At 42.0% G+C, this 13,202-nt stretch carries 8 protein-coding genes and 2 pseudogenes; 6 read left to right on the forward strand and 4 right to left on the reverse strand.

Features of this window, described 5'->3' with window-relative positions; all coding sequences use genetic code 11:
• Positions 1-660: pseudogene (locus tag PN457_RS03490) on the reverse strand (IS630 family transposase); the annotation flags it as partial.
• A gap of 191 nt (positions 661-851) precedes the next feature.
• Positions 852-3,239, reverse strand: a complete 2,388-nt coding sequence (locus PN457_RS03495) for an endonuclease MutS2 (RefSeq protein WP_271731352.1) — start codon at positions 3,237-3,239, stop codon at positions 852-854.
• Positions 3,240-3,659: 420 nt separating this feature from the next.
• Between PN457_RS03495 and PN457_RS03500 the strand changes: the two genes are divergently transcribed.
• The 6 genes and pseudogenes from PN457_RS03500 (at position 3,660) to PN457_RS03525 (ending at position 11,131) form a co-directional block, all read left to right on the forward strand.
• Positions 3,660-4,319 (forward strand): OB-fold-containig protein, encoded by a 660-nt coding sequence (locus PN457_RS03500; RefSeq protein ID WP_271731354.1) that lies wholly within the window; start codon positions 3,660-3,662, stop codon positions 4,317-4,319.
• A gap of 28 nt (positions 4,320-4,347) precedes the next feature.
• Entirely contained in the window at positions 4,348-6,285 is a 1,938-nt protein-coding gene (locus tag PN457_RS03505; RefSeq protein ID WP_271731355.1) for a flotillin family protein, read from the forward strand.
• 248 nt (positions 6,286-6,533) lie between these two features.
• Positions 6,534-7,697, forward strand: coding sequence for a GuaB3 family IMP dehydrogenase-related protein (locus tag PN457_RS03510; RefSeq protein ID WP_271731356.1), 1,164 nt, complete (start codon positions 6,534-6,536; stop codon positions 7,695-7,697).
• 331 nt (positions 7,698-8,028) lie between these two features.
• Positions 8,029-8,373 (forward strand): annotated as a pseudogene (gene trxA, locus PN457_RS03515) (thioredoxin); the annotation flags it as partial.
• A gap of 266 nt (positions 8,374-8,639) precedes the next feature.
• A complete protein-coding gene (locus PN457_RS03520) occupies positions 8,640-9,710 on the forward strand; it encodes an LOG family protein (protein ID WP_271731358.1) in 1,071 nt (356 codons plus the stop codon).
• Between the two features lie 89 nt (positions 9,711-9,799).
• Complete coding sequence (locus PN457_RS03525) at positions 9,800-11,131, forward strand: D-alanyl-D-alanine carboxypeptidase (protein ID WP_271731359.1); 1,332 nt, start codon at positions 9,800-9,802, stop codon at positions 11,129-11,131.
• 104 nt (positions 11,132-11,235) lie between these two features.
• Here PN457_RS03525 and lptC read toward each other — a convergent pair whose 3' ends face one another.
• Together lptC and PN457_RS03535 are read right to left on the reverse strand one after the other, a co-directional pair.
• Positions 11,236-12,492 carry an LPS export ABC transporter periplasmic protein LptC gene (gene lptC, locus PN457_RS03530; protein WP_271731360.1) on the reverse strand — a complete coding sequence of 419 codons (1,257 nt, stop codon included), beginning with the start codon at positions 12,490-12,492 and terminating at the stop codon, positions 11,236-11,238.
• Positions 12,492-13,121 carry a LabA-like NYN domain-containing protein gene (locus tag PN457_RS03535; protein ID WP_271731361.1) on the reverse strand — a complete coding sequence of 210 codons (630 nt, stop codon included), beginning with the start codon at positions 13,119-13,121 and terminating at the stop codon, positions 12,492-12,494. The genes lptC and PN457_RS03535 overlap by 1 nt, the downstream gene beginning before the upstream one ends.
• Between the last annotated feature and the right edge of the window lie 81 nt (positions 13,122-13,202).

A 13,202-nucleotide genomic window follows, 5' to 3' on the forward strand; every position in this document is an offset into this window, starting at 1 on the left:
CAACCTGTCCCGGTTTGAGTGTGGGAAGCAAACAAGCTTCAAGCCAAGTCTCAAATACTATTCGATTACACGCACCCTCAACAGTGAAAGGAGCTATCAGCTGATGGTTACACAGCGCGGCAATTATGTTCACCCGACCTTGACGACGACCTGATTTAAGTGCATGGAAGCGCTGTCCTTTTGAGTTCCAACCGTAATCATACTGGTCTCGGTTGTCCATTCCTGACTCATCGAGGTATACAATCTTCTCCACAGGTAACTTAGACAACTGCGTTACGAAAGCCTGTCGTTTAACCTCATCGCGCTCACGGTAGCCATAAGTCTTTTTTTTCGCGTAAAACCAATTTTTTTCAAAGCTCTTGAGATTGTGCGCTCGCTAATTTCTTCAGGCCAAAGTGAGGCCATCTCTACTTGGGTTTTATCGCCATGCACGGAAGCGAACTCACGAAATTTTTCCCAATCGGTAATTTTGTGACCATTCCCAGGACGCTTACTAGGCAAGGCTTGGAAGTCCCCCGTTTCGGTTTTTCGCTTCAACCATAGGGTGATGGTGTTGCGACTAATATTAAACATTTGACTGGCTTCAGTTTTCTTCAAGCCATCGAGTTCAATCGCTTGGATTACTTTTTGACGAAGGTCGTAACTGTACGGCTTGGGCATATACCTGTAGCAAGCGAGCGCTTCACATGAAAAGGGACTACTTATAGTTTATGCTTAAATTACCTTGGCGGTTGCTATACCTAATCTATTAAATTAAGTAAATCACGTTGTAAACGTTGCGTAGCATGGCTTAGGCCTGCGTAGCAACATCAGTTTAGAATCCCCTGTGTTTCAACCAGGGGAGATGTCAATTATTTAATATGAGCAATGGTGACACCACTACCACCATCTACTTGTTCTGCTGGTTGGTGGTGGCTAACTCTGGAGTGCTGATGCAAAAAGGCGTGAACTCCTTGCCGTAATTTACCGGTACCATGTCCGTGAATAATCCAGATTGGCCCTGTAGCTTCAGAAATTGCCTGATCTAAGATAATTTCCGCATCTGCTACCCGTTTACCACGCAAATCCACTGTATTTCGAGACGTGCGAATAGCTGGGGCGGGTTTTTCCGGCTGAGGAACTACCGCGGGCTTCTGTTTAACTACTGGTTCAGCTTTTTGACCATCCAAAGATTCGATGTCTTCGAGCTTAACCGTCATCTTCATCATCCCAAAGCGAACGCTGAACTCACCATCCTCATCGGGAGCAGTTAAAACTTCCGCTGTTTGTCCAAACTGGGAAATCCGCACGCGATCGCCCACTTTGGGCTTAAACCCAACTTTGGGTTTTGCTGGTGCTTTTGGTTGATATTTTTGGGCAATTTGATTTAATGCATCCGTTGCTTGTTGAGCATCTTGGGCTTTAGGTGTACCTTTTTGCAACCGGCGAATCACTTGGGCAATTTCACCTTTAGCCTGAGCGATGGCTTGTTGTACTGCTACTTCCTGATCAATCCGCAAAGCTTTTTCCCGTTCCTGCAAAGCTTGAGATTTTGCCGACACTTCCTTATATAAACGTTCCGCTTGCTGCAACAAACTTTGAGCTTCCGCAGCTTTAGTTTCTTGGCTGCGGCGTTGCGCTTCTAACCCAGCAATCACCTGATTAATTTCGTCCGTAGCTCCTCCCACTTGAGTTTTTGCCTGTTCTACCACCTCTGGTTTTAAACCTAAACGCAGAGCAATTGCTAAGGCGTTAGAACGTCCAGGAATCCCCCATAATAAACGGTAGGTAGGCGAAAGTGTGCTTTCATCAAATTCTACAGACGCATTTTCAAATCGCTGATCATCATATTTGAGCGCTTTTAATTCACCAAAGTGAGTTGTGGCCATTGTTAGCCGGGCATGATTAGCTAGATATTGTAGTAGAGCGATCGCTAAAGCACTACCTTCTGCTGGATCAGTTCCCGCCCCCACTTCATCCAGAAGGACGAGGGATTGGGTATTATCTGCCTGTTCCCCAAGACTCAAAGCATTCAAAATCCGACTAATCCGGCGAATATGTCCAGAAAATGTTGATAAACTTTGCTGTAATGATTGTTCGTCCCCAATATCAGCTAATACCTGGTCAAACCAAGGTATTTCTACTGGTTCGCGGGCGGGAACAAATAACCCTACCTTCGCCATTAATGCTGCTAAGGCCAGGGTTTTTAAAGTGACTGTTTTACCACCGGTATTTGGTCCAGTAATCGTTACTACCCGAATATGGGGACTAATTAATAAATCCACTGGAACCACCCCTTGACCATGTTCATGCTGCTGTTGCCACACTAACAGAGGATGGCGTAATTGCCTTAGGGTAATGACTTCATTTTCCCCACGGTTAATAAATCTGGGAGGATTAGCTCCTAACCAAAAACTGTACCTAGCCCTGGCGGTTGCTAAATCCAATGTGGTCACAATTGCTAACAACCGTTCCAAATCTACTTTGACTGCTGCGACTTGCTGTGTCAGCATCCGACGAATGGCTTCTTCTTCAACTTCCTCTCTTCTGAGAGTCTGTCGCAGTTGGTTACCCAAAGGCACTATAGAATTAGGTTCTATATAAAGAGTAGCTCCACTGGTAGAAGTATCATGTACAATACCCGGTATCGCATCCTTTTGGGGTGCTTTTACTGGGATAACAAAGCGATCGCCTCTTTGGGTAATAATTTGTTCTTGAACTGCGCTCGATTTTGCATGTAATATATTTTGCAATTTTTGAGTAATTTGAGCGCGTAATTTACGTACTTCTGTACGAATTTCACCCAGTTTTTGGCTAGCACGGTCGGTTACTTGGCCTCGTTCATCAATACATCGGTGTATTTCCTGCTCTAGTTCGGGATAAGTCCGTAAATCAGCAACTAACTGTGTGAGTACGGTCAAATCTTCTTGATTATCAATGACGCGGCGTAAATTTCTCGCCCCTGCCAAGGTCGTAGCGATCGCTAGCAGTTCATCCCCTGCTAAAATACCGCTAAGTTCTGCCCGTTCTAAAGAATCGCCAATATCTTGAACACCCTCAAATGACAATCCCGTTGTCATTCGATTCTCCAGTTGGTAAACTTCTTTAGTCTGGGCAAGTAATTGCTCACTTTCTGCTTGAGATGCAGGTATTTTCAGATGCAGTGATGCGATCGCCCCTAGTTTAGTAGCCGCAAATGTGGAAAGATGCTGACAGAGGCGATGCCATTCGAGTAGTTCTAAGGTTTCAGACTGGATCAAGGCTTCAATATCTAATCTAAAAGAATTGTAACAATTGTGGCTGCTATAGGACTCACTCTTCAAGGAGAAAAAATTACTGGGTCATGAGACCACTGTATTACTACCTCTTGACTCTTATGCAGATATATGCTAACTATCTTCAATTCTAGCCTGAAACAGGGTCAAGTTGGCATTTAAATACAAGAGTTTCTCAAATCTGCCCAACCAACTCAATATTATTCGGGCAACGGATTTTAAAATTAGTTAAATATTTCAAGAAGTTTCATACAAAATATTAAAAAATATATTCTTGTGTGCAAAGAAAAAAAATAGCCAAAATCATACTCTAATATTCTGATGTGAAAACTATCAATTTCAATTAATGCCAACTGTATACAGGTATCACAGAAGCTAGTCAGCATAGTATATCGACAAAATCTTATGCTATTTAACCCCGCCAATTTACCCTATTGGATATTCCTAGGCATGGGAATATTGCTGTTTGTATTTCTGATCATTTCCATTGGGGGAGATGGAGATGTAGAATATGATGACGATATCGATATCCAAGTCAACTTTGATCAATTACTAGGATGGGCAGGCATTGGCAAAGCTCCACTCATATTGTTACTAGCAACAGATTTGAGTTTGTGGGGTATTTTAGGACTGATATTAAACAGTTGGGCGATTAGCCTAAGTAAAGGTAATTTAAGTGGGTTTATTAGTGGAACTGTATTATTAATTTCGCTAATTATCAGCTTATTACTGGGCAGATTAATAGCACAAGTAATTGGGAAAATATTTGCTGAATTTGGTGAAGATACTAGTAAAGAGCGATTGATTGGTTGTCTGGGTACGGTTACTTCCTTTTACATTCCTAGTGAACAGGAAGGTAAAATCGGGCAAATAGACATACTAGATGGAAAATCAAATTTTTTGACAATTAGTGCAGTTTTACCAAAATGGGCAACTGTGTCGCCCAAACGTGGAGAAACAGTAATTGTCATTGAAATCAATCAGCAAAATTATGTTGTGATTGCCCACAAGAGTCGTGATGAACAACTTTGGCTAGCCAACTCCATCAACCAAGATAAAAATTAAACAAATAGAACAAATAGGGATCATAATTATGTTATTTTGGTTAACTTTTATCCAGTCATTGCCAACTGTAAACACACATCAAACCTTACAACCAAAACAGCAGGAAACAGGATATCTCGTTCAAACTATCCCAGTGAGAACTCAATCTACTATCGCTCAAATCCATAGTTCATTGGTATTACCAGGAGTAATTGGGGCTTTCATCCTATTACTTTTATTGAGTTTGTACGCTTACACAAGAGTTTATGTAGTCACACCCAATAATGAGGCTTTCGTCAGAACTGGGGGACTGTTTACAAAAAAGAAATCGGTAATTCTTTATGGCGGTTGTATTGTTTTACCAGGATTCCACCAACTGACTCGCGTCCCCCTGCGAGAAATTTCTATTGATGTAGAACGTACTGGAAAACTAGCCGTGCGTACTAAAGACTATCTGAGAGCAGATATTAGAGTCACATTTTATGTGTGTATTAATGCCTCTGAAGAAGATGTCTTAAAAGCAGCTGCGAGATTATCTCAGAATGGTAACAAAATTACTGGGGAAGATATAAAGAACGCCCTAGAAAAACGTGCTGATGATGCCATTAGAGCAGCAGCTAAAACCAAGGATATTGCAGAAATAGATTCAGATAAATTGGGTTTTGCTCAAGAAGTCTTGAACTTAGTAGGACCAGATCTAAAAAAAGTGGGTTTAACCCTCAATAATATTGCAATTTCGGAAATATTAGAAAGTGTTACCTATGACCCAGATAACTTTTTTGATGCCCAAGGTGTGCGTTTAAGAACGGAAATTATTCAGCGTTCCATTGAACAAAAACGGGAAGTTGAGTTAACAACCCAAGTAGCAATTGAACAAAAAGAACTGGATGCTGAAAAGCGATCGCTACAAATTGCCCAGGAGAAAGAAAGTGCAAAACTAGCGCAAAAACTCCAAGTAGAGGCACTGAAGGCACAGCGAGAACGGGAAATTCAAGAAGCAAAAGATAAAGAAGCCGCCGCTATACAAAGAACTAAAATTATTCAAGATAAATTAGTTGCAGAAGAAGAAATTCGCAAAAAATTAGCTTTACAGCAAACCCAAATAGAAGCTGAGATTGCTCTGGAAGAACGAAACAAACAGTTAAAGGTGACCCAATCCCTGCAAAAACAAGAAGCCGAAATTGCCGAAATTGACCGTCAACAAAAGGTAGAATCAGGCAGACTCAAAGCACAAGTAGAAATAGTTGAGTCAGAAAGATTAACACGCATTGCCCAAGAAGACGTTGCGATCGCCATTGCGTCCAAAAAACGTGAAAGCTTTATAGCGCAGGCAGAACAAGCCAAAGCGGAAGAATCAGTCAATACAGCCGGGGAAATTGAAAAAGCCGAACGTGACAAACGCTTGTCAACTATTGCAGCGGAAAAGGCCGCCCAACAGCTGAGTATTAGCGATCGCAATATCATAGAAATAGATGCTTTCCGCCGTCGTCGCCAAGCAGAAATTGCCCAAGAAGCAGCAGAATTAGAAGCTGAGTCAATTCGGATCCTCGCCGCAGCTAACCGCGATCAAGTTTTAGCAGAAGCAGAAGCCCTAAAAGTGAAAATTGCCGCCGAAAATACCATCAGTAATGCTAACCTATCTGCTAAAATTATCACTACCATTTGGCCGGAATTAGCCGATAAACTCCCGGAAATTATTACCGCATTAGCACCTCAACCTGGAGTTTTAGGAGATACTCGTATTTACTCATTCCCTGGTGCTAACGGTACAAATAGCAGTCAAGATATTAACAAATTACTTCTTTCTACCAGTGGGCTTTCCTTAATTAATACCTTGCTTGACGAAGGGAAGTTAGGGGAATTAATCGGGCAATTTAGCCAACTAGTCCGTACTGAAAATCAAGTAATTAAGGACACAGACAGTAATGTTTACTTATCTAACAAGACAACACAAACTTATAGCCAGACCAACAAAGAAATTGGTTAACAATAGTTAGGAACGCTTACTTAGTATAAAAGATTTTATGACAGGCGCAGCAGTCATCATATCCTAGCTCCGTGGGAGGACTTAAGTCCTCTCTCCGTCAGGGAGGCAGAGCAATGAGTAAAAACAAAAAATTAAAATTTCTGGTCACAATGGGGTAAATCCTAATATTCATTACTGGCAAAAAAACTGCTGCAAATACCCTCACAATTTGATACCCTAGCTTAAACAGATTTGAGAAAAGTTAAAGCGTGGAAATTCAACTTGGGCGCGGGAAAAAAGCTCGTAGAGCTTATGGAATTGATGAAATTGCTCTAGTTCCTGGTAACAGAACACTAGATCCAAGTCTGGCAGATACTAAGTGGACTATCGGCAATATTGAACGAGAAATCCCGATAATTGCCAGTGCCATGGATGGGGTAGTGGATGTGAAGATGGCTGTACGCTTGTCACAGTTAGGAGCATTAGGAGTCATCAATTTAGAAGGTATCCAAACTCGCTATGCCGACCCAGATCCGATTTTAGATCGGATTGCCTCTGTAGGGAAAAGTGAATTTGTTTCCCTTATGCAAGAACTCTATGCCGAACCGATCAAGCCGGAATTAATTGAAAAACGTATTCAGGAAATTAAACAGCAAGGTGGTATAGCTGCGGTGAGTGCAACCCCAGCCGCAGCCAGTAAATATGGTCAGGTAGTGGCAAAAGCCGGAGCAGATTTATTTTTTGTCCAGGCTACAGTAGTCTCTACAGCGCATTTATCCCCAGATTCGATAGTTACCCTTGATTTGGCAGAATTTTGCCGTTCTATGCCCATTCCGGTGGCCTTGGGCAATTGCGTCACCTATGAAGTCACCTTGAATTTACTGAAAGCCGGAGCGGCTGCGGTATTAGTAGGAATTGGACCGGGTGCGGCTTGTACCTCTCGCGGCGTTTTGGGCGTAGGTGTACCACAAGCAACGGCGATCGCTGATTGTGCCGCAGCCAGAGATGACTATTATCGGGAAACTGGTAACTATATCCCCATCATTGCCGATGGCGGTCTAATCACCGGTGGCGACATTTGTAAGTGCATCGCCTGCGGTGCTGATGGTGTGATGATTGGTTCTCCGTTTGCGAGAGCCGCGGAAGCCCCTGGCCGTGGCTATCATTGGGGAATGGCAACTCCTAGCCCAGTATTGCCCCGTGGTACGCGCATTAACGTTGGTACTACTGGCAGTCTAGAACAAATACTCATTGGTCCTGCCGGACTAGATGATGGTACTCATAATCTTTTGGGAGCCTTGAAAACTAGCATGGGTACATTAGGAGCCAAAAACATCAAAGAAATGCAGCAAGTAGAAGTGGTAATCGCTCCTTCCCTACTAACCGAGGGAAAAGTGTACCAAAAAGCCCAACAATTAGGCATGGGTAAATAAAAAATCCCCCATAGGCACTAGAGAATCACTAATAAGAAATAAATTATTTAGTTTCTACCATGCCCTATACCCCATACCCAAACTCAAAGTTGGCAGAAATTTTTTTCCAGACTCTTAAAAAAATCCTGGAAAAATCCAATCTGTAGCCTACAATAGAGATAGCGGAGACGCATGTTTCCGTTCACTCCTCACACCACACTCCGCCCGGACTACTGTTCGGGCGGTTCCTTATGTTTATCCATAATTTCTTTAACTTCGTTGCAAATGTACATTCTTCACCTCTAAGCTGCTGCTTTTGCTATGGTAGAATTTTCACCAAACTCAAAAATATAATTGGCAAAGGTTTTTAGGCATGTCAGCAGCCGCACAAGTTACAGATTCTAGTTTTGATCAAGAAGTACTCCTGAGTGATGTACCCGTTTTAGTTGACTTCTGGGCCCCCTGGTGCGGTCCTTGCCGCATGGTAGCTCCTGTAGTGGAGGAAATAGCCAATCAGTTTGAAGGTAAAATAAAAGTTGTGAAAGTCAATACTGATGAGAATCCTAACGTTGCTAGTAAGTACGGTATCCGCAGTATCCCCACGTTAATGATTTTTAAAGGTGGGGAGAAAGTTGATATGGTAGTTGGCGCAGTACCTAAAACTACATTAGTTAACACTTTGGAAAAATATCTTTGAAACTCAATTGGGATCAACATCCTTTTGATCCTGCCATTTGCTCTAGATTTAGATCAATATGCGAGGCGCGAAAACTCGCGTCTCCAAAAATTTTCTGTTGTGGTAAAGAGTTTGAGATGACCACTGCTAAAATAACAGGCCTTTTCTAAAAATTTACTTTCATAAATCTTTACCAACCACTAATTATCAAACACGACTGCCCAAGGCAGTTGTCTATTGCATTGCAAAATTAGGTAAAATGTAATGCCATTGTGACGAAAGTTCTCATGACCTCATCTGCGTCGTTTGAAACATTAGAGAGTCTCCAGGCGGACATCGCTGAACTATTTGACCGGTTACCAACGTTAAAAAATCGGCAACTGATTCAGCAGGCACTGGCTACTATAGTGCGTTTAGCTGACAGTGAAATTGAACGTCTGGACTGGAAAATCTTATCGGCCGCTTTAGCAGATATGGAGCGAGGTTTCCAGTTATTTTATGACTATCGACACGTCCGCAAAATAACTATCTTTGGTTCTGCTCGTCTATCCCCAGAAACACAGGAGTATCAGATAGCCCTGGAATTTGCTAGCGCTGTTTGTCAGTTAGGATTTATGGTAATGACAGGCGGTGGCGGCGGCATCATGCAGGCAGGTAACGAAGGCGCAGGGCGAAATAATTCCTTTGGCTTAAATATTCAGTTACCATTTGAGCAACAGGCTAACCCATTTATTGAGGGTGATCCTAAGCTAATCCATTTTAAGTATTTCTTCACCCGCAAACTGTTTCTCCTCAAAGAAAGTGATGCCGTGGCTTTATTTCCTGGAGGTTTTGGTACTCAAGATGAAGCTTTTGAGTGTATGACCCTCAGCCAGACGGGTAAATTTGGTCCGGTTCCTGTAGTTTTAATTGATCATCCAGGTGGAGATTATTGGCGCTCCTGGAGCGAATATATTGATAAACAACTTGTGCAGAAAGGTCTTGTCAGTCCTGAAGACCCCAGCCTTTACACAGTCACAGATAACCTGGAAGTAGCTTGTCATGCTATCACCAATTTTTATCAAGTTTACCACTCTAGCCGTTACGTAGGTGAACAGTTGGTCATTCGTCTATCAACAGATTTATCTGATGCTGCGGTGGAAAAATTAAATGCTAACTTTAGCGACATTCTGGTAAAAGGAAAAATTATCAAAAGTCAGGCTTTACCCCCAGAAAACCAAGATGAGACCGAGGAATTACCCCGTCTGGTGTTGTATTTTAACCAACGTGATTTGGGTCGCCTGTATCAAATGATTGCGGTAATTAACCAGATGGGTACACCTTCTGTGGCAGAAAAACCTCATCCAGAAAGAAAGTAGGGGCGGTTTGACAGATATTATTCCTGGTCAATACTGATCATGAGCAAAAAACTTGTATATTAGCTCAGGAAACATATAGGGGGATCAAGATGCTGGAATTATTAGGTTCGGGTTTAATTTCTCTTTGGCTGGAAATGGCTGGGGTACAAATTAAGCCCACAGAAGCTTTGGAAACTTTGGCTTTACACAATAGCCGTGGTTTAGTTCTAGCTCCTGATCCTAATCCAGCAGGGTCTACCACAGTTCAGCAATATTTACAGGAACTAATTACCACGAAATTAGTACCGGAAAATTTGACCGAGAGTCAGGGGATTTGGTTACAGTCCGGACCTATTTTGATGGCTAATCATCAAGGTACAACACCTCTACCAGCTGCTTCTTTAACTAAGATTGCTACTTCACTTGTGGCTTTGAAAACTTGGGGGCCAGACCACCAATTTGAAACTTTGGTCAGCTCTACAGGTCCAATAGTTAACGGTGTATTGCAAGGTGATTTGGTGATTACTGGTGGTGGTGATCCCATGTTTGTTTGGGAAGAAGCCTTCGCCCTGGGTAATAGTCTCAATCAAATGGGTATTAAGCAGGTAACGGGAAATTTGGTGATCAGGGGGAATTTTGCCATGAATTTTGAACCAAATCCTATATTAGCTGCTCAGATGCTCAAGCAAGCCCTAAATCATTTAAGTTGGACTCGTCAGGCAAATTACATATATTCAACCATGCCCAAGGGCACAGCTAAACCTCAAGTTGTGATTGCGGGGATTGTAAAATCAGCATCCCAACCAAACCCCCAAGAAACCCTATTGATGCGTCGCGGTTCTTTACCTTTACACCAACTTATCAAGGAAATGAATGTTTTTAGTAACAATGTCATGGCTGAGATGTTGGCTCAATCCCTAGGAGGTACAGCGAAAATGCGATCGCAGGCTGCCAAATTTGCCGGAGTCCCGGAGGCAGAAATTCAATTAATTAATGGTTCAGGTCTGGGAGTAGACAATCGTATTTCTCCGAGGGCTGCCTGTGCTATGTTAATGGCAATTCAACGGGAAGCTACCACCCACAATATTAATGTAGCTGACTTGTTTCCTACCTCTGGATTTGACCGTCGAGGAACAATGCAAGCTAGAAATATGCCTTATGCTACTGTGATGAAAACTGGTACTTTGCGCGAGGTTAGTGCTTTGGCTGGAGTCTTCCCTACACGCGATCGCGGTTTGGTTTGGTTTGCTATTATTAACCGTGGTCCACAAATTCCAGCCTTCCGAGCTAGTCAAGATCGGTTTTTACAAGCTCTTGTCCAACGCTTGCAAGTATCTCCCAATATTCCCTCTACTATTACTCCCAACTCTCCTAAATATTCTTTACCTGAATTGGGCACCCCTAGTCGTAACGCAATTTTGTTCCCCGCTAATAATCCTTGATTGGGTAGATACACTGAAACAATCAAGGATTATTAGACCCTCCTGTGGGGGTGTCAACTATTCTCTCAGATGTTTTTAATTACTAATTTATTTTTCCCTGTTCCCTAATTACTAGTACCAACATCTTGAGGAATAATTTCTGTTACTACCCTGCCACCCGATTTCCCACTTTTAACTACAATGTCCTCTGTTTGTAGGTTACCAATGGCTGTTCCACCTGTAAAATTTATTGGTGGGTCAATCTGAGTATAAAAAACATTTCCCTGAGCTTCTAATAATTTCTTGTCGAGATACCAACTTAATTGATTAGATTTGAGAGTCTGACCACGTTGCCCTATAGCGTTGACATTTCCTGTTAAATTCACAATTTTATTCGCTATTTTCATTTCGCCTCTGTTGGCGGTTACAGTCACATTCTCAGCAGTCTGGACAACACTCAGAGTCGAATTAGTCTTCACTGTTTCTGCTTTCATATCCCAGGTCATAGACTTACTAGCTATTTGCGTCGGTGGGTCTAATAAATTTAACTGGGCGTTTTTTTTGATCGTGGCAATTTGGCTTTTTAAGTTTATTTCCGCAGCATCTCCCTTTCCACGGTCAGTAATTTGATTGTTGTTGTAACGGTCAATTTCTATGGTGCTTTCACTAATTAATATTTCTTCTGGAATCTGCCAAATTAAATTTTCCGTTCGCATTTGCATTTGGGGATCAACGGAGCTAGCTACTACGCTACCAGAAAATTCTATACGTTGTTCGCGAGTTTTAACTCGTGCTTCTTGCGCAGATGCTTTTAGTCGTTTATGAGTTCCATTGATTTGCTTACGGACAATTAATAAATCTTCTTGAGGTAACCATTCTAATTCATTACCTTTCAATACAATACCGTTCTTAGGATCCGTAGCCACTATCTTTCCCTTGAGAAATAGCCGCTGACCATCCTGTTCAATATCTGCTCTTTCTGCTTGTATTTCGTAAACCGGTTTGCCATCTTGGTATAGTTGACCAATGGGATTTTCTGCCTCACCAAGTTTGTCTTGAGTGTATCTCGCTTTTTTAGCTCGCACTTTCCATAGCGGTTTTCCGACCTCGTCCGCTTGCTCTAAGGTGACATCGAAAAATGTCAAATTACTTTCTTGGGGAGATGAATCAGAATCTTTAGCTTGTTCAGCTATTGGGTATCTACCACCACAAGCAACTAAACCAAGTAACAATAAAAAAGTTAAAGGCAGGTAAAAAAGGTCAGCTTTTATTTCGACCCCCTTCAGATTTTGTAATAAAATCAATATAGGTAAATTTTGATTTTTTTCCCTTGTTTTAGGACAATTTACCCTCTTTTTTGGCCTGCCTTTTCGATAATTCATTAATCTTGGATTTCTAAGTGTTGATCACTTTCCCTGATATCTTCCAGAAACCCCATGCTGGATAGAGGTCGATATGGATAGCTTTGTCGCGGGTTTTTTTGAATATCCTCTTTGATGGCTTCTAAATCAATATAGCGATCGCTGACGTTGATTAAGCTATCACTGGTCATTGAGCGCAAGCTGACGACCTCTACACGCACACCACGATAGCTAACTGAGTTCACCGCGTATGCCAAGTCACCATCGCCGCTGACTAATACCGCGGTATCATAAGAATCTACTAAAGCCATCATATCTACGGCAATTTCTACATCCAGGTTAGCTTTTTTTGAGCCGTCCGGCAACTGCACTAAATCTTTGGCAATCACTCGATAGCCATTCCGACGCATCCACAACAAGAACCCTTGTTGCTTTTCGTTGGTTCTGTCTACACCTGTATAAAAGAAAGCACGCAATAGTCTAGATCCCCCAGTTAATCTGCATAGTAGCTTCGTGTAGTCAATTTCAATTCCCAGTTGTAAAGCAGCATAAAATAGATTGGAACCATCAATAAAGATAGCGACACGACCTCGATTTTCTAAGACTTGTTCCGGCGTAAATATTGAGTCACTTTCTAGATTATTCAACATTGTTCTCATACCTCATTATTATTCTTGTTATATTTGATACGCTTTAGCAAGGTGATATGCTAGAACAGCTTATGATAAGGT

Source organism: Anabaenopsis arnoldii, assembly GCF_028331025.1.
GTDB classification, from domain to species: domain Bacteria; phylum Cyanobacteriota; class Cyanobacteriia; order Cyanobacteriales; family Nostocaceae; genus Anabaenopsis; species Anabaenopsis arnoldii.